19 protein-coding genes are annotated in these 17348 nt (G+C 68.7%); 13 read left to right on the top strand and 6 right to left on the bottom strand.

The annotated features are described in order from the left end of the window. Positions 1–132: 132 nt before the first annotated feature. Both ACRDPS_RS22290 and ACRDPS_RS22285 read left to right on the top strand, forming a co-directional pair. Positions 133–1407 carry an HNH endonuclease signature motif containing protein gene (locus ACRDPS_RS22290; protein WP_431503856.1) on the top strand — a complete coding sequence of 425 codons (1275 nt, stop codon included), beginning with the start codon at positions 133–135 and terminating at the stop codon, positions 1405–1407. A 387-nt stretch (positions 1408–1794) separates the two neighbouring features. Next, positions 1795–2094 carry a hypothetical protein gene (locus tag ACRDPS_RS22285; protein WP_431503855.1) on the top strand — a complete coding sequence of 100 codons (300 nt, stop codon included), beginning with the start codon at positions 1795–1797 and terminating at the stop codon, positions 2092–2094. A 129-nt stretch (positions 2095–2223) separates the two neighbouring features. On the opposite strand, the gene ACRDPS_RS22280 is transcribed toward ACRDPS_RS22285, so the two are convergent. Together ACRDPS_RS22280 and ACRDPS_RS22275 are read right to left on the bottom strand one after the other, a co-directional pair. Continuing rightward, positions 2224–2733, bottom strand: coding sequence for a GNAT family N-acetyltransferase (locus tag ACRDPS_RS22280; RefSeq protein WP_431503854.1), 510 nt, complete (start codon positions 2731–2733; stop codon positions 2224–2226). Positions 2734–2836: 103 nt separating this feature from the next. Further along, positions 2837–3412, bottom strand: a complete 576-nt coding sequence (locus ACRDPS_RS22275; RefSeq protein ID WP_431503853.1) for a CGNR zinc finger domain-containing protein — start codon at positions 3410–3412, stop codon at positions 2837–2839. An 83-nt stretch (positions 3413–3495) separates the two neighbouring features. Between ACRDPS_RS22275 and ACRDPS_RS22270 the strand changes: the two genes are divergently transcribed. Both ACRDPS_RS22270 and ACRDPS_RS22265 read left to right on the top strand, forming a co-directional pair. Further along, positions 3496–4668, top strand: a complete 1173-nt coding sequence (locus tag ACRDPS_RS22270; RefSeq protein WP_431503852.1) for an epoxide hydrolase — start codon at positions 3496–3498, stop codon at positions 4666–4668. Positions 4669–4710: 42 nt separating this feature from the next. Continuing rightward, positions 4711–5421: an aspartate/glutamate racemase family protein gene (locus ACRDPS_RS22265; RefSeq protein WP_431503851.1), complete on the top strand. Its 711-nt coding sequence runs from the start codon at positions 4711–4713 to the stop codon at positions 5419–5421. Here the strand turns inward: ACRDPS_RS22265 and ACRDPS_RS22260 are convergent. Together ACRDPS_RS22260 and ACRDPS_RS22255 are read right to left on the bottom strand one after the other, a co-directional pair. Further along, positions 5411–5998, bottom strand: a complete 588-nt coding sequence (locus ACRDPS_RS22260) for a GNAT family N-acetyltransferase (protein WP_431503850.1) — start codon at positions 5996–5998, stop codon at positions 5411–5413. The two genes, ACRDPS_RS22265 and ACRDPS_RS22260, sit on opposite strands and share 11 nt — an antisense overlap. A 4-nt stretch (positions 5999–6002) precedes the next feature. Beyond that, positions 6003–8090, bottom strand: a complete 2088-nt coding sequence (locus ACRDPS_RS22255) for a HelD family protein (protein ID WP_431503849.1) — start codon at positions 8088–8090, stop codon at positions 6003–6005. Positions 8091–8250: 160 nt separating this feature from the next. Between ACRDPS_RS22255 and ACRDPS_RS22250 the strand changes: the two genes are divergently transcribed. The 7 genes from ACRDPS_RS22250 (at position 8251) to ACRDPS_RS22220 (ending at position 13912) form a co-directional block, all read left to right on the top strand. Next, positions 8251–8610 (top strand): hypothetical protein, encoded by a 360-nt coding sequence (locus ACRDPS_RS22250; protein WP_431503848.1) that lies wholly within the window; start codon positions 8251–8253, stop codon positions 8608–8610. Positions 8611–8674: 64 nt separating this feature from the next. Further along, positions 8675–9604: an ABC transporter ATP-binding protein gene (locus tag ACRDPS_RS22245; protein WP_431503847.1), complete on the top strand. Its 930-nt coding sequence runs from the start codon at positions 8675–8677 to the stop codon at positions 9602–9604. Then, the gene (locus ACRDPS_RS22240) at positions 9604–10434 is read left to right on the top strand and encodes an ABC transporter permease (RefSeq protein WP_431503846.1); all 831 of its coding nucleotides are present in this window, start codon (positions 9604–9606) and stop codon (positions 10432–10434) included. Before ACRDPS_RS22245 ends, ACRDPS_RS22240 begins: the two co-directional genes overlap by 1 nt. 1 nt (position 10435) lies before the next feature. Continuing rightward, on the top strand, positions 10436–11248 hold the full coding sequence (locus ACRDPS_RS22235; RefSeq protein ID WP_431503845.1) for an ABC transporter permease: 813 nt from the start codon (positions 10436–10438) through the stop codon (positions 11246–11248). A gap of 67 nt (positions 11249–11315) precedes the next feature. After that, complete coding sequence (locus ACRDPS_RS22230) at positions 11316–12458, top strand: SAM-dependent methyltransferase (protein WP_431503844.1); 1143 nt, start codon at positions 11316–11318, stop codon at positions 12456–12458. A gap of 24 nt (positions 12459–12482) precedes the next feature. After that, complete coding sequence (locus ACRDPS_RS22225) at positions 12483–12677, top strand: DUF3046 domain-containing protein (protein ID WP_431503843.1); 195 nt, start codon at positions 12483–12485, stop codon at positions 12675–12677. Then, positions 12674–13912, top strand: a complete 1239-nt coding sequence (locus tag ACRDPS_RS22220; RefSeq protein WP_431503842.1) for an MFS transporter — start codon at positions 12674–12676, stop codon at positions 13910–13912. The genes ACRDPS_RS22225 and ACRDPS_RS22220 overlap by 4 nt, the downstream gene beginning before the upstream one ends. Positions 13913–13956: 44 nt before the next feature. On the opposite strand, the gene ACRDPS_RS22215 is transcribed toward ACRDPS_RS22220, so the two are convergent. Beyond that, positions 13957–14598 carry a DUF305 domain-containing protein gene (locus ACRDPS_RS22215; protein WP_431503841.1) on the bottom strand — a complete coding sequence of 214 codons (642 nt, stop codon included), beginning with the start codon at positions 14596–14598 and terminating at the stop codon, positions 13957–13959. Positions 14599–14692: 94 nt separating this feature from the next. Then, complete coding sequence (locus tag ACRDPS_RS22210; RefSeq protein ID WP_431503840.1) at positions 14693–15070, bottom strand: hypothetical protein; 378 nt, start codon at positions 15068–15070, stop codon at positions 14693–14695. A 198-nt stretch (positions 15071–15268) separates the two neighbouring features. On the opposite strand from ACRDPS_RS22210, the gene ACRDPS_RS22205 reads away from it, so the two are divergent. Continuing rightward, entirely contained in the window at positions 15269–15964 is a 696-nt protein-coding gene (locus tag ACRDPS_RS22205; RefSeq protein ID WP_431503839.1) for a DUF4396 domain-containing protein, read from the top strand. Between the two features lie 250 nt (positions 15965–16214). Next, the gene (recA, locus tag ACRDPS_RS22200; protein WP_431503838.1) at positions 16215–17279 is read left to right on the top strand and encodes a recombinase RecA; all 1065 of its coding nucleotides are present in this window, start codon (positions 16215–16217) and stop codon (positions 17277–17279) included. The last annotated feature ends 69 nt before the right edge of the window (positions 17280–17348 follow it).

The following is a 17348-nucleotide window of genomic DNA, read 5'->3' as shown; positions in this document are numbered from 1 at the left end:
ACCATCCACAGGTTTGGGCGTGTTCGCTGACCGCTAAAACATCGGCTGACCTGCACAAATAGATAGCATCAGGGTCCATGTCGAGGTAGAATCAGAGGCACTACAAGACACCTTGAAAGGGGGACGGCAGTCATGAGCTTGGAACGCGGCACCAACCACTGGGGTGCTAACCCCGGCGACCCCATCGGCACCGAGCTTGCGGTCATCGACTCCTCCTTCGACAAGGTACTCGCCACCGACCCGCTGTACTGGACCACCGCCCAGAAGAAGGCGGCCCTGGCCTGGCTGGAGAAGAACGCAGCCCAACAGACCGCATTGAGACTCCGAGTGCTCGCCGTCTCCGGCGACATCGCGGAAGAGACCGGCGACAAGGACGCCTCCGCGTGGATGCGTGCCGAGCTCCTGGTCGACAAAGGGGCCGCCCGAGCGCAGATCAAACTCGCCACCGCCGTAACCAAGTACGAGCTCCTCGCTGCCGGCCTCGCTGAAGGTGTCGTGTCTCAGGACAAGGCCCGGGTGATCACCAAGACCCTCGCCGACATCGAGACCAACCCCATCGCCACCGCCGAGGACCTGACCCTGGCGGAGAAGTTGCTGGTCGACTACGCCACCCGCCTCACCGCCAAAGAACTCCAGATCATCGGTCGGCGGATCCTGGCCGAGATCGACCCCGCCCGATTCGAGGACGCCGAAGCGAAGGCGTTGTTGGCTGAGGAGGAACGGGCCCAGCAGAAGACCGCGCTCCGGGTCTGGAACAACGGCGACGGCACCATCGGGTTCGACGGCGTCCTCCCGGTCGCCATCGGGGCCCGGTTCAAGACCCAGGTCGAGGCGTTCGCGCAGCCCCGCAAACAGCGACTGGTGGCCAAGGGCGCCCCGTTGCCGCCGTGGGAGCGGATGATGGGACAGGGCTTCGCCAGGCTGATCGAGACCATTGACCCCGACGCCCTGCCCCACCACGGTGGGGATGCGACCGTGGTCAACGTCGTAATCAGCCTGGAGGAGCTCCGCAAAGAGCTCGGCACCGCCATGTTGGGTTTCGATGAGACCAACGGATCGACGATCTCGGCGGCGGAGGCCCGGAAGATGGCGTGCAACGCGACCATCATCCCCTGGGTCCTCGGCGGTGACGGTCAGGTTCTTGATGCCGGCCGCTTCAGCAGGTTCTTCCAGCCGATCCAACGCAAGGCGCTGCGGTTGCAGCAGAAGTGCTGCCAAGCCGATGGGTGTGACATGCCACCTGAGTGGTGCGACGTCCACCACCTGACCGCGTGGGCGCTGGGCGGGAAGACAGACCTGAAGGACGGAGTCCTGCTCTGTCCCCATCACCACCGACTCGCTCATGCTCCGGGTTACACCCATGAGCGATTACCGGACGGCACGATCAGGTTCACCCGACGGCCCTAAACCGGCCCCGGCTGAGACCCACCCCACCGCGGCTCCCGTCCATACGCGATGCCGGCGACGACCACGCCCCGTCATAAACGGACCGGCTCCAGTACCTCGGCCATGTCGGCATGCCCGCGGGGCAGTACGCGCGGACACGTCTGCTGACCGCGTCGACTGAGCTGCCGCGCAGAGTCCTTCTTGATGGAGTCCGCGTTGCCGGATCGCGACTCCGGCGTGCGGAGCTGTGTGCCCGCGACTGCGGCGCGCGGCTCCTGCTTGCGGTGGTGCGCCCCCGCGGCGTCCATGTCGCTGGTTGACTGTCGGCTCGTGCGCCTGCCTTGATGTCGACGCGCACACTGATGTTTCGCGCTTGCTCGAAGGACCGAAGAACCGAAGGACTGAGCTGTGCCCGACCGACCTGAGATCGTCTGCATCTGCGGCTCCACCCGGTTCGTGGAGGAGATGCGTACGGCGAACCGCGATCTCACGTTTGCGGGTGTCATCGTCGTCGCGCCGGGGGAGGCGGACGGGTCGGTCACCGAGGAACAGAAGGTCGCGCTGGACGCTCTCCACCTGCGCAAGATCGACCTGGCTGACCGGGTTCTGGTCGTCAACCCTGGCGGATATGTCGGTGAGTCTACGAGCAGGGAGATCGCATATGCCCGTGCCGTGGGGAAGCCGATCTCGTTCACCGATCCCGACTGAGCAGTAGACGCTTCGTGGTGCGCGCGGGAGACGAGTCTCGATCAGTGTCGGTGTGTGGTGCTCGAGGATCCTCGCTCGAGGACCTCTCCACAGCCTGCAGCGCCGACGCATTCTCCGGTCAGGCTGCGGTCACGACTGCTCCCTGATCGTTCGGGGAGGGAGGTCGAGACTGAGCGATGCCAGACCTTCGACGGGCCTGAAACCCAGTCGTCGATAGAGGCCGAGCGCGGCTTGGTTGTCGGGTTCCGTAACTAGCGTCAGTCGACTTGCGCCCGCCGTGAGTGCTGCCTCTCGGACCGCGTCGACCAGGGCGGCCGCCGTTCCTTGTCGGCGGGACCGGGTGAGCACGTACAGGTCACGGAGCTGCCACGTCCGGCCCATGGCCAGGGATGCGGGGACGGCGTGGCTGGTCGCCAGGCCGATCGGAGGTGAGTCGGCCGGGTCGACCGATGCCGTGTAGACGGTGAGCAGGCCAGACCGGACCATGTCGGTGAGCCAGCCGAGGGTGCGCTCGTCCTCGTCCGGCGGCTCGCCATAGTGGTGCCGGTACTGGTTGAACAGGATGCTGGCCGCGGCGAGTTTCTCGTCGGTGTCGCACGTCGTGACCCGCGGCGTGTTTCGGGCCGGTGTGTCGCTCATGTCTGCCTCTGGTGATCCATCTCCAACAGGGGCTCACCGATCTGGGAGGGATCCAGATGTGGACGGGTGACCGCGGGAGAGCCTGGCCCGTGGGCGCCGAACGTCATTCTGCCGGGCTGGCGTGCTTGGGGTGGTTGGCGTTGAAGCGTGCCTTCTTCTCGCGATTGCCGCACGTGTTCATGTCGCACCATCTTCGGGTGCGGCTTCGGCTGGTGTCGAAGAAGGCGGCCCGGCAGGTCGGAGAGGCACACAGGGCCAGCCTTCCGTCTCGTTCGCCGGCGATGATGCTGATCGCGTCAGCGGCGATCACGCCGAGCGCATCTGTCACGGCAGAGGATGCGCCGAGCTGCCAACGCCGATTTCCGTCGGGCGTCAGGGCTGCTGCTGCCCGGCCCGCGGCGCTGCGGTCGTTGATGAGCCGGACGGCGGAGGCGGGGAGAGGATCCTCGAGCGCGGCCGCGGTCGCGACCAGATGGATCGACTCTCTCAGCTCCCGTGCGAGCTCCAGCTGACTGGCGGTGCAGGAGTCCACGGCCAGATCGTTCACAGCCAGCCAGTCGACGAGCCGCTGCGGGGTGGGGATGCGCTCCACGGGGTCGCCCTGACGCTCCGAGAGGGTCCCCGTGAAGCTCGTCGCCAGCACGGTGCCGAGGCGGAAGTCGGGGAGTCCATCAGGCATGGAACCAGCATAGCCGGTTGCTGCGTCTCTCGATGCATGCTAGAACCGTCTATGATGGTTCAGCGACAACATCAGGAGGTCCGATGCCCAGTCCGAACAGCGACGTACGAGTTTTTGATGCACGCGCAGCCGACGCCGAGCTCGACGACCTTCGCGCTCGTCTGGCCGCGGCGCGGCTGCCGGAGGCCGAGACGGTGCGCGGCGTCGCCGGCGCCCATCGTTGGGAGCAGGGCGTTCCGCTCGCCGACCTGACCGACCTGGTCGACTACTGGCGTACCGACTACGACTGGCGCTCGTTCGAGGAGCGGCTCAGCGGGATCGGCCAGTTCCGTACGACCATCGACGGCCTGGGGATCCACTTCCTGCATCGCCGATCCGCGCGTGCGGACGCCACCCCGCTGATCCTGACGCACGGCTGGCCCGGCAGCGTCGCCGAGTTCGTCGATGTGGTCGACCAGCTGGCGGATCCGTCGGAGGCGGCCGCGCCGGCCTTCCATGTCGTGGCTCCGTCGTTGCCGGGCTTCGGTTACAGCGACCGACCGGCGACCACCGGGTGGGGCACGGAGAAGATCGCCTCCGCGTGGGTGGAGCTGATGGGGAGGCTCGGCTACGAAAGGTTCCTCGCCCACGGCGGTGACTGGGGAGGCAACATCACCACCGTCCTCGCCGGCAGGTTCCCCGAGCACGTGCTCGGCATCCACTCCACGTTCGCGGACGCACCACCCGGGTTGTCCACGGACGGGCTGACCGCCCTCGAGCGCAGGTGGACCGAGGAGACCCGCGACTTCTACGCGGGCCCGCGTGGGGCGTACGCGAAGCAGCAGGCGACCCGGCCGCAGACCATCGGCTACTCGCTCGTGGACTCACCGGTGGGTCTGCTTGCCTGGATCCTCGACAAGTTCGCCGAGTGGTCCGACACCGAGGAGAGCCCGTTCGAGACGATCTCGCGCGACCGCATCCTCGATGACGTCACCCTCTACTGGCTGACTCGGACGGGCGCGTCGGCGGGCCGGATCTACTACGAGAGCCACAGCTCGCTCGACCCCGAGCTCCGGGTCGACGTCCCGTCCGCGATCACCATGTATCCCCGCGACATCGAGAAGTGTCCGCGCCCCTGGGCTCAGGAGCGCTACCGGCAGATCGTGAGGTGGAACGAGCCCGAACGCGGCGGACACTTCCCCTCGCTGGAGGTCCCGGAGTATTTCGTCGAGGACCTACGAGCCGGCCTCGCGAGGGTCCTGGCCGCACATCGGTGAATGGCTCCCGGCCCGAGTTGGCCGCCCGGGGACACTGGTCGCATGCGACGGATCGGCGTGCTGGGCGGGATGAGCTGGGAGTCGACGGCGGAGTACTACCGCCTCCTCAACGAGATCGCCGCGAAACGGCTCGGCGGGCTGCACTCGGCTGACCTGCTCGTACGCTCGGTCGACTTCGCCGACATCGAGGAGATGCAGGCCTCCGGCGAATGGGAGCGGGCCGGGGCCCGCCTCGCGGCCGAGGCGGCCACGCTCAGTGACGCCGGGGCCGAGGTGATCGTGCTGGCCACCAACACGATGCACAAGGTGGCCGGGGCGATGGAGGAGGCGTACGGAGATCGATTCCTGCATCTGGGCGACACGACGGCGGCAGCGGTCGGTGCGGCCGGGGTCGGACGCGTGGGGCTCCTCGGCACCGGGTTCACGATGTCGCAGCCGTTCTACGCCGACCGGCTCCGTGGCCACGGTCTCGACGTCGTCGTCCCCGGCGAACGGGATCAGGCGACGGTGCACCGGATCATCTACGAGGAGCTGTGCCTGGGTACGTTCCTGGACAGCTCCCGTCAGGACTACCTCGAGGTCATCGACCGGCTCGTCGCCGACGGTTGCGAGGGAGTCATCCTCGGATGTACCGAGATCGAGCTGCTCCTGCCGATGGAGACGTACGCGGCGGTGCCGCTGTTCCCGACGACCCGGCTGCACTGCGAGGCCGCGATCGAGGCCGCACTCGGCGCATCTGGGCTCAGCGCCTAGCGGCCCACTCGTCGGCGAGGATCGCGTAGGAGAGACCGTCGAGCCACCCGCGCGTGCGGTGCAGGGACTCCTTGACGGTATGCGCCTCCCGCCGCATCCCGAGGCGCTCCATGAGCCGCCAGGAGGCGACGTTGTCGGCGAAGCACTCGGCGATGACACGGCGCAGGCCGAGCGGGCCGAAGCAGACGTCCATCACGGCACGTACGGCTTCGGTGGCGTAGCCCTTGCCCTGGTGAACGGGGTCGATCGTCCAGCCGAGCTCGGCCTGGGTGCCGATCGCCTGGTCGCGGACCTCGGTCTGCGACCACGGGTCGGTGACCCGCAGCATCAGGTCGCCCACGACGGTGCCGTCGCGCTCGATGACCAGGCCGCTCTCCGCGACATCAGGGAGCTCGAAGACTCGGCGATAGGCGTCGATGTCAGGAAACTCGGTCGTCACCCACTCGGTCACCTCGGGAAGACTCCGGAAGGCCCAGGTCGGCTCGACGTGGACGGGCTCGAAGCGGCGGATGACGAGACGCTCGGTGTGCAGCGGCCACTCGGCCTTCTCGAGCGGGTCCGGTCGGGTCTCGATCATGCGCTCACTTTCGCACCAACACGTCCGGGATCGCCACTGAGTTCCTCGGAGCGGGGTCATCGGGGCTGAGGTCATCGGGGCTGAGCTCTTCGGGGAGGGCGGCACCGTGGCGTACGACCAGGGAGGAGACCGCGCGGGTGAGGCAGACGTAGAGCCGGCGCAGCCCGGTCTCGCGGTCGGGCTCGGCGGCCACGATCCCCGCCGGCTCGGAGACGACCACGTGGTCGAACTCCAGTCCCTTGGCCAGTGACGCCGGGACCAGGTCGAGATGGGCGTCGAACTCCGTCTCCTCGTCCTCGGCGACCCCGACCTCGGCGAACGCCAGCCCGGCCTCGGTGAGCTCGGTGCGAGCCGCCTCCAGCGCCGCGTCGGGCACGATCAGCCCGACCGAGCCCAGCCGGTCCAGGGCCGGCGCGAGCGCCTCCACGACCGGCGCCGAGGTGAAGGTGAGGTCGCCGCGAGCCCGGCGAACCGCGACCGGCGGCTCCAGATCGGGGGCGATGTGGGGGAGGAGGCGGGCGGCGTACGCGATCACGTCGGCCGGCACCCGGAACCCGCGGGTCAGCTGCTCCACATGACCATCGGGTTTGCCCAGATGACCCAAGGCGTCCGACCATGACCTCGACGCCCACGGCGTGGTCGCCTGTGCCAGGTCGCCCAGGATCGTCAGCGACCCCGTGGTCGAACGGCGGCCGAGGGCGCGCAGCATCATCGCGGAGAGGTCCTGGGCCTCGTCGGCGACGATGTGGGCCACCGACGGCGTCCGGTCGAGGATGTCCGCGATCTCGTCGAGGAGCACCAGATCGGCCAGCGACCAGTGCGCCGCGCCCGCCGAGCGCGCCGGCTTCTCCCAGGCCAGCAGGTCCTGCTCGGCGGCCGAAAGGATCCCGTCAGCTACCTCCGCCAGCCACTCCCGGTCGGTGAGGAGCCGGAAGAGCACCTTCGCCGGCTTGAGGTCGGGCCACAGCGCGGCGGCGTAGTCCTTGACCGGCTTGACCCGCGCGACCGCGTCGTGCACCCGGTCATCGGGCGAGTCACCGGAGCGTTCCATCTGCACCAGCACCCGGTGCGCGAGGGCTCGCGGCAGCAGCGAGCGGCCAGCGGAATAGCGCAGGTCGTTGGCCCGCAGCCCCTCCACCGCTTCCCGCGCCTCGTAGGAGGGCACCCGCCACCGGCGCGACCCGCGCGGGACGACCAGGGCCTCGCTGGGCTCACCGACGTGGGACCAGACCGCTCGACGGAGCAGCTCGGCCATGCGTACGTCGCCCTTCAGGGCCGCCATCTGAGCGGGCTCCTCCGCCCGGAGTGCGCCATGCATGGCGACCAGCTCCGCGATCGTCGCCTGCTTGGCCTCGATCTCGCCGAGCGCGGGCAGCACGTCGCGGATGTAGCGCAGGAAGGAGGAGTTGGGGCCGACGATCAGCACGCCGCGCCGGGTGAGCTGGTCGCGATGGGCGTAGAGAAGGTACGCCGCCCGGTGCAGCCCCACGGCCGTCTTCCCGGTCCCCGGCGCACCCTGCACGACGATCGTCTGGGCCAGGTCGGCGCGGACCAGGACGTCCTGCTCGGGCTGGATGGTCGCCACGATGTCGCGCATCGGCCCCACGCGCGGCCGCTCGATCTCGGCCTCGAGGATCGCCGAGTGCTCCTCCGCGGGGCCGGCCTCGGCGAGCGACTCGTCCTCGAACGCCGTCAGGTTCCCGTGGGAGAACCCGTAGCGCCGCCGCCGCGTCAAACCCATCGGCTCGGTCCGTGAGGCCCGATAGAACGGGACGCTGACCGGGGCGCGCCAGTCGACGACCATCGGGTCTCCGGCGCTGTCGGAGATATGGCGCCGGCCGATGTGGAACGACTCGGCGCCGCGCTCGGTCCCGGTGGCCCTCCGGTCGATTCGGCCGAAGAAGAGCGGGATGTCCGGGTCGTCGGCGAGCTGCTCGAGCCGGTGCGCGAGGGTGGCGTCGAGGATCTCGGCGCTGACCCAGTTGCCGGCGGTCGAGGAGTCCAGCGACTCCACCTTGCGGCGCATCCGGGCCAGATCCTGTCGGCAGGCGGCCAGATGCTCGCGCTCTGCGCCGAGGTCGTCTATGGGCATGGCAGGTTCATCGCTTCTCCGTCGGCGGCAGGTTTCGATGGGCGCGGGGTCAAAGGGTCCAACATAAGCGACCACGGAGCGGCCGCCCAACAGGTTTATCGGGGCCGACGATCCAGGGAGAACTCCACCCGTGTTGGGCACAGGGATGCAAACTTGAGGCGTGAGCCTGTTCGATCGCTTCCGACGCCGCAAGACGCGCATGAGCCGTCCGACGGGCGAGAGCTACACCGGATCCACAAGGGTGCGCGCCGCGGACTCCACCGACCAGAAGCATCTCGAGCAGTTCGTCCAGACCCGGCGGGGCGTCGAGGGGTTCGTCGAGCCGCGCACCGTCGTCAGCGAGGTGACCCTGCTGCTGGTCGCCCATGACGGCGAGTGGACCCGGCGGCGGGTGCCGTCGGCGGAGTGGGCGCACAAGTTCGCAAACAAGCACCAGGTCCCCTCCTACGACGCCGCGGTGGTCGGCGTGCCGCAGCGGATGCGCGACTACAACCGGCGCCAGAGGCAGCAGGGCCAGTAAGCTTGCTGAGCACTGATCCGAACTCGGTCGAAACTGTCGGTGCACCCATCTAGTCTTTGCCGACGTGGGTGAAGACCTGATGATCTCGGCGCGTGGGCTGCGCAAGTCGTTCGACGACTTCGAGGCGGTGCGTGGCATCGACGTGTCCGTCCGGCCCGGCGTGGCCTTCGGATTCCTGGGGCCCAACGGCGCCGGCAAGTCCTCGACGATGCGGATGATCTGCTGCGTCTCGCCACCGAGCGGAGGTGAGCTGCGGGTCTTCGGGATGGATCCGGCCAAGGACGGGCCGAGGATCAAGGCGCGGCTCGGCGTGTGTCCGCAGGAGGACACCCTCGACGTCGAGCTCAACGTCTACGACAACCTCTTCGTCTACGGCCGCTACTTCGGCCTGCCGAGAGCCGAGGTGAAGGGTCGGATCGAGGAGCTGCTCGACTTCGTCCAGCTCACCGAGAAGGCCAAGGCGAAGGTCGAGGATCTCTCCGGTGGCATGAAGCGACGGCTGACCATCGCCCGAAGCCTGATCAACCGACCCGAGATCCTGGTGCTCGACGAGCCGACCACGGGCCTGGACCCACAGGCTCGCCACGTCATCTGGGACCGGCTGTTCCGGCTCAAGCAGGCGGGCGTGACCCTGCTGCTGACCACCCACTACATGGACGAGGCCGAGCAGCTGTGCGATGAGCTGGTGGTGATGGACCAGGGGCGGATCGTGGCCCACGGGACGCCGTTGGGGCTCATCCAGCAGCACTCGACCCGCGAGGTCGCCGAGCTCCGCTTCGGCGTCGGCGAGCACGAGGTGCTGGCGGCCAAGGTCGAGGATCTCGCCGAGCGGATCGAGGTGCTGCCCGACCGGCTGCTGCTCTACAGCGACGACGGCGAGGCGGTCATCGAAGCCGTCCACAGCCGCGACCTGGCGCCGGTCGCCACACTGGTCCGGCGCTCCTCGCTCGAGGACGTCTTCCTGCACCTCACCGGTCGGACCCTGGTGGACTGATGACCGACTACGCCGACTCGGGACCGGCCACCCGGCCGACGGCGCCCTCGGGACTGGTCGCCGGCGCGCTGCGGATGGGCGACTACTGGCTCACGGTGCTCGCGCGCACCTGGAAGGGCGGGGTGATCACGACCTTCGTGACGCCGTTCTTCTACGTGCTGGCGCTGGGCGTGCTGCTCGGGGGCTTCGTGAAGTCCGATCCGGCCGCCTTGGAGGGTGCCGACTCCTATCTGGCGTTCGTCGCGCCGGGAATGGTCGCGGCCCACGCGATGACGATCGCCTTCTCCGAGATGACCTATCCCGTCTACGGGATGGTCAAGTGGCAGCGGATCTACTTCTCGATGATCGCCTCGCCGCTGACCCCCGCCCACATCGTGCTGGCCCAGCTGGGCTTCCTGATGCTGCGTACGTTGTTCGCCTGCGGCATCTTCCTGCTGGTCCTGGCCCCATTCGGGGTCTTCGAGACGTGGTGGGGCGTGCTGACGGCGTGGCTGGTGCAGGGGCTGGTCGTGCTGGCCTTCGGGACGCCGGTGCTGCTGTTCTCGCTCTCGATCAAGGGCGAGGAGTCCTTCGCGCTGATCTTCCGGCTGGGGATGATCCCGCTGACGCTGTTCTCCGGCACGTTCTTCCCCGTCGCCAACCTCGGACCGGTGCTCGAGAAGGTCGCGATGGCCTCGCCGCTGTGGCAGGGCGTGAACCTGACCCGGATGCTCGCACTGGGTGAGATCGACTGGGCGCTGGCGGCCGTCCACGTCGGTTACCTCGGGCTGCTCGCGGGCCTCTGCTGGTGGCTCGCGGTGCGCAAGCTGGGCGAGAGGCTGGTCTCCTGAGATGGCGCTCTTCACCGCTGCCGTGGGCGCCACCGTCGCCCGGCCGCTGCGGGGCGGCGAGGCCGCCCGGCTGCTGCTGTGGCGCAACATCCTGGTCTATCGGCGCGCCTGGCTGGTGTTCTTCACCGGTTTCCTGGAGCCGGTCTTCTACCTGTTCTCGATCGGCATCGGCGTGGGCGCGATGGTGGTCGGCTTCGAGTACGCCGGCAAGCCGGTGGACTACCGCGAGTTCGTCGCTCCCGGGATGATCGCGGCCTCGGCGATGAACGGGTCGCTGCTGGACGCGACGTTCAACTTCTTCTTCAAGCTGAAGTACAACAAGCTCTACGACCAGATGCTGGCCACCCCGCTGCGCACCGTCGACATCGCGATCGGTGAGATCCTCTGGAACCAGCTGCGCAGCGCGATCTACGTCACCGCGTTCCTGCTGATCATGGTGGCGATGGACCTGGTCCACTCGTGGTGGGCGCTCCTGGTGGTGCCGGCGGCGCTGCTCATCGGGTCGGCGTTCGGGGCCGTGGGCATGGCGCTGACGACGTACATGACCTCCTGGCAGGACTTCGAGAAGGTCACCCTGGCGATGATGCCGATGTTCCTGTTCAGCGCCACCTTCTTCCCGGTCACGGCCTACCCGGAGTGGCTGCGATGGGTCGTGGAGGTCACGCCCCTCTACCGCGGTGTCGTGCTCTGCCGCGAGCTGACCCTCGGGGTGCCGTCGTGGGGGTCGTTGGTCTCGGTGGTCTATCTGCTGGCGTTCGGTGCGATCGGGCTCGTGATCGTGCGGCGGCGGCTGGACTCGCTCCTGCTCACCTGACCGCAAGTCGCGTCTCATAGGCAGGATCTCGCTCGTCGCGGAGTCCTTCGACCGTCAAGATGGACGCATGACGTACGACGCGATCGAACCTGACACCAAGGACTGGACCTGGGTTCTCGACAGGCCGTGCCCGGAGTGTGGTTTCGTGGCCGGCGAGGTGACCGCGGACCGGCTCCCGGAGATGATCCGGGACAACGCGACCTACTGGGAGATCTACCTCGGCGCAGACAACGCCGCCGAGCGTCCGCGGCCGGTGGTGTGGTCGGTGCTGGAGTACGCAGCGCATGTGCGTGACGTGCACCGGCTCTTCGCCGAGCGGGTGGCGCTGATGCTGGCCGAGGACGAGCCGCGGTTCGCCAACTGGGACCAGGACGCCACCGCTCGCGAGTCCGACTACGCGGGCCTGGACCCCGACGTCGTCGCCGATGAGCTGATGGATGCCGCCGATCTGGCGGCCGCGACCTACGAGAAGGTGCCGCCGGACGCCTGGGGTCGCCGCGGGATCCGGTCCAACGGCGACGTGTTCAGCGTCGAGACGCTGGGTCGCTACCACCTCCATGACGTCGTCCACCACCTCTGGGACGTACGCTCGGCCGCCAAGCAGGCGACGGTCGCGGCCTACGACGCCAACGTCGCCACGTACGTCCAGGGCACCTCGGTATCGGAGGAGACCCGTTCGCTCCTGGACCGGTTCCTGGCCGACCTCGAGCCCGGTGACCACGTCCTCGAGATCGGCAGCGGTCCTGGTCACGACGCGAAGGCCCTCGAAGCCGGGGGAGTGCGAGTGCGGCGCACCGACATCACCGAGGGATTCGTGGCGCACCTGAGAAAGCAGGGGTACGCCGCGGCCTGCCTGGACCCGCTGACCGACGACCTCCGCGACCCGGTCCACCCCGACGTCCCCTACGCCGCGGTCTGGGCCTCGGCGACGCTGCTGCACGTTGCCCGCGATGACTTCGGGACCGTGCTCGGCCGGCTTGCCGAGGTGACCCGCCCAGGCGGCTCCCTCCACGTGTCGCTGAAGGAGGGCGACGGGGAGGAATGGACCAACCGGGGCAACGTCGAGGCGCCGCGGCTGTTCGTCTACTGGCGCGAGGCCGCACTGCGGACCGCACTGGAGGAGGCCGGCTGGGAGATCATCGAGGTCGGCCACGCGGACGGGCGACTCGGCGACGTATGGCTCGACGTCCTTGCGCGTCGACGGCCCTGAGATCGCCCGATAGCATTCGGCGCGATGAGGCACACGGAGTTCTGGACCCGGATGGACGAGGCGCTCGGCGCGGGCTACGCGCGAGCCTGGGCGCGTCAGTTCGTGATGGGCGACCTGGGTGGGCGTACGGCCCAGGAAGCGCTCGAGGACGGTATCGCCCCCAAGGAGGTCTGGGCCGCGGTCTGGAAGGCCCTGGAGCTGCCGGCGCGTGAGCGGTGACACTGGTCGCTCCGGCCTCAGTGGCCGCCGTCCAGAAGCGCACCATCCTCACTCTGGTCGCCACCCAGGCGGTCGGCGCGATGGGCATCACCATCGGCATCGCGACGGCCTCGCTGCTGGCCCGTGACCTGTCCGGCTCGGAGTCGATGGCCGGTCTCTCGCAGACGACCCAGGTGCTGGGTGCCGCGGTGGCCGCGTACGTCCTGGGGCGGGTGATGGATGCGCGCGGACGCCGCTTCGGTTTGATGTCGGGCTACCTGCTCGGCGCTGCCGGGGGACTGCTGGCGGTGCTGGCCGGAGTGGTCGGCTCGATGACACTGCTGCTGGTCGGTGCGGTCCTGCTCGGTGCGACCACCGCGGCGAACAACGGCGCGCGCTATGCGGCCACCGATCTCGCTCCCGCGAGAAGCCGCGCCCGGGCGCTGTCGATCGTGGTCTGGGCGACGACGTTCGGCGCGGTCCTCGGACCGAACCTGACCGGGGTCGCCGAGCTCTTCACCGATGCGGTCGGGATCCCGGTGCTCACCGGGCCGTTCGCGCTCGGGGCGGTCGCGATGCTGGCCGCGGCGCTGGTGGTCGGGGTGTTCCTGAGGCCGGATCCGCTGCTGGTCGCCCGAGAGGGCGCTCCGCCCGCGGAGAAGGCGAAGGGCACGAGCTGGCGGCGCGCGCTCGCCGTCATCCGGGAACGGCCCGCGCTGGCGGCGGCGGTGGCCGGGCAGGCCGCGGCGCACGCCACGATGGTGGCGGTGATGGTGATGACCCCGCTGCACATGGAGCATGGGGGCGCCGGCCTGGAGGTCATCGGGCTGGTGATCAGCGCCCACGTGCTCGGTATGTTCGCCTTCGCCCCGCTCGGCGGCTGGCTCGCCGACCGGGTCGGGCGGCCCGACGTGATGGCGGCCGGAGGAGGCGTACTCCTGATCGCCCTGATCCTGTGCGCCGCGGCGCCGGACGGCAGCTCCGCGCGGATCTTCATCGGCCTCTTCCTGCTCGGGCTCGGCTGGTCGTTGGCCACCATCGCCGCGGCCACCTCGGTCGCCGACCACACCCCGATCGAGGTACGCGCCGACGTGCAGGGCACCGCCGATCTGATCATGGGCGTGGCCGCTGCCGCGGCGGGAGCCGTCTCGGGGGTCGTCGTCGACCTGGCCGGATATCCGGCGCTCGCTCTGGGCACGATCCTGCTGGTCGTGGTGCTGTTCGGGGCTGCGTACGTGGCTCGGCGCTCGGCCTGAGCCGGCTGGGCGGGCAGGACCGCGAGGCGGCCCTGCCCGGCTCCTCAGCCGAGGAGCTTCTCCATGGTGTCGATCTCGGTCGCCTGCGTCTCGATGATCGTCCCGGCCAGGTCGACGGCCGGCTTGAAGCGACCCTTGTCCTGCTCGGTCTCGGACATCTCGACCGCGCCCTCGTGGTGCTCGACCATCATCTCCAGCCACATGTCCTGGAACTCGGCGTCGGAGGCCTTCTCCAGGGACTCCATGTCCTCGCCCGACATCATGCCGGGCATGTCGTCGTCCATCCCCTCCATCGAGTCCGACATGCTGCCCTCCTCGCCGCCGTGGCCCTCGTGGCCGCCGTTGACGTGGTCCCGCATCGTGGAGGGGACCTCCTCGCCCCACTCCTGGAGCCAGCCGGACATGGTCTCGATCTCCGGGCTCTGGGCCGCGCGGATCGCGTCGGCCAGCTCCTGGACCTCGGGTTCCAGGTCGCGTTCCATGGTCAGGTCGACCATCGACATCGCCTGGGCGTGGTGCTGGATCATGTCGGTCGCGAAGGCGACGTCTGCCTTGTTGTGCTCGGTCTCCGAGAGCTCCTGGGAGCGCTCGGCCTCGTCGTCGCCGCCGCAGCCGGACAGTGTCAGCAGCACGGCCAGGCCGGTGGCTGCCCATGCCGCGCGGATCAGGGGACGTTGCGTACGCATCTGTTGTTTCTCCTTGTCAAGTGCTGTTTTCGGGCATCTCTGACCCACTCGCGGCCGGCGATTGTCGCCGCGGGCCGTGAGTGGTCAGGGCCGCTCAGCACCTGATGACGGAGTACGCCCACACCGGTGGCGGGCCGGTCGCGGGATGCGTGACAAGAGGGAGGAACCCGGTCGCCCGGGACCGGGCTCGGGCTGCTGCGCGCCACCAGTGCGGGATGCTCCTCGACCTGCCTGTCAGGAGCAGCGTGCCGGCGGCGAGCAGGAATGCCGCGCACAGCATCATCGTCGTGTGCCCGTCGCCGCCGGTGTGGCCGGTGGGTTCGCCCGCTCCGAGATCGGCGTCGAGGCCGTGCATGTGCTCCACGTGGGCGGCGGGCAGGCTCAGCGTCCCGCGCTCGCCGTCCGTGCCGGTGCCGTGCAGGCTCAGCGCATGCATCGCCAGCAGGCCGGCAACCGTGACCACGACGGCCATCGGTATCCCGGCGCGCGGAACGACGCCAGCTGTCCGCCGTCGTCGTCGCGCTGCCGTCCACACACCGCTCACCCTATGGAGTCGCTCGCCTCCGGACAAAGTCCGCTCCTCATCGGATCTCGCTTGTGCTTCATACCCCTATGGGGTATGAATTGGGTCGGGCCGGAAAGAGAACCAAAGATCGAGCAAGGGAGCGACATGGAGTCGCATAACGAGCACATGCATGCTGGGCACGACCACGCTGGGCACGAGCATTCGACGCACGAGGGCCACGGTGACCATGCTGGGCACGGCGGGGTGAACGCGATGGCCGCCAGCGCCACGCTGCACTGCCTCACCGGATGTGCGATCGGCGAGATCGCCGGCCTGATGATCGGCACGGCGATCGGGCTCAGCAACGGATGGACGATCGCCCTGGCCGTCGCGCTCGCGTTCGCCTTCGGCTACACCCTCTCCACCCTGCCGCTGCTCAGGTCCGGGTTGGCCGTCGGTGCGGCGTTCAGTGTCGTGCTCGCGGCCGACACGCTCTCGATCGCGACCATGGAGCTGGTCGACAACCTGGTCATGGCGCTCATCCCGGGCGCGATGGACGCCGGCCTGGTCAACGTCGTGTTCTGGGTGGGGATGATGATCGCCCTCACGGTGGCCTTTATAGCTGCCTTCCCGGTCAACCGATACCTGCTCCAGCGGGGCAAGGGACATGCGCTCACGCACGCCTATCACGGTGCCGAGCCGGTCGCGGAAGGCGTACGTCGCCTGATTCCGGCCTTCTCCACCGGTGCCCTCGCCGCGGTGATCATCGCCTTCATGCTCGGTGGGCTCTCGGTCGCCGTCGCCGACGAGATGAGGGCCGACCCCGCCTCGGTCGAGCAGGTCGAGACCCCGTCGCACTGAGGCGTCGGCCACTCCCGACACGCCCGAACAGGTGTTCACATCGAACGCTTGTTCGGGCTAGTGTGTGGTGGTAGGTGGAGCGTGGTTCGTGTCTGCGATCGACCCAGAGAATCAGTCGTGAGACACCGTGCCAGAGGGTCCCGTTCAAAACTGTCGGTGGTCCCGTCTAGCGTCTGCCTTGATGACGACGAAGACACGTGGACAAGCGGCAGGCAGGGGCAAGAAGTCTGCCCCTCAGGAAGGAAAGAACATGGCGACAGGTGATCGCGAGAAGGCGTTGGACGCCGCTCTTGCCAACATCGAGAGGCAGTTCGGCAAGGGATCGGTCATGAGGCTGGGCGATGAGACCCGGGCTCCGCTGGAGGTGATCCCGACCGGTTCGATCGCGCTCGACGTGGCCCTCGGTCTCGGCGGTCTGCCTCGAGGTCGGGTCGTGGAGGTCTACGGCCCGGAGTCGTCGGGTAAGACGACGGTTGCGCTGCACTCGGTCGCCAGTGCGCAGAGGGCCGGCGGCATCGTCGCCTTCATCGACGCCGAGCACGCGCTCGACCCGGAGTACGCGAAGGCGCTCGGCGTCGACACCGACGCGCTGCTGGTCTCTCAGCCCGACTCCGGTGAGCAGGCGCTCGAGATCGCGGACATGCTGATCCGCTCCGGTGCGCTCGCGCTGATCGTCATCGACTCCGTGGCGGCGCTCGTGCCCCGCGCCGAGATCGAGGGCGAGATGGGCGACAGCCACGTCGGTCTCCAGGCCCGCCTGATGAGCCAGGCGCTGCGGAAGATGACCGGAGCGCTCAACAACTCGCAGACGACCGCGATCTTCATCAACCAGCTGCGCGAGAAGATCGGCGTGATGTTCGGCTCGCCCGAGACCACGACCGGTGGTCGTGCGCTGAAGTTCTACTCCTCGGTGCGACTCGACGTGCGCCGAATCGAGACGCTCAAGGACGGCACCGACATGGTCGGCAACCGCACCCGCGTCAAGGTCGTGAAGAACAAGGTGGCCCCGCCGTTCAAGCAGGCGGAGTTCGACATCATGTACGGAAAGGGCATCTCCCGCGAGGGCGGCCTGATCGACGTCGGTGTCGAGGCGGGCCTGGTCCGCAAGGCCGGCGCTTGGTACACCTACGAGGGCGACCAGCTCGGTCAGGGCAAGGAGAACTCGCGCAACTTCCTCAAGGACAACCCCGATCTGGCCAACGAGCTGGAGAAGCGGATCCTGGAGAAGCTCGGGGTCGTGCCGACGGTCGATGCCCCGGCCGAGGGCGAGGCCGCCGCCCCTGTGGCCGAGCCCGCGGGTGTCGAGGACTTCTAGGTCGATAGGCACCGGCTGACCCGTGGCTTCGTCAACGCCTGACCGTTCGTCCACCCAGGATCCCTGGGT

This window comes from Nocardioides sp. (assembly GCF_050699375.1).
Lineage (GTDB): Bacteria > Actinomycetota > Actinomycetes > Propionibacteriales > Nocardioidaceae > Nocardioides.
The sequence above is the reverse complement of the archived record's forward strand: the minus strand, read 5'-3'. Positions and strand labels throughout refer to the sequence as shown.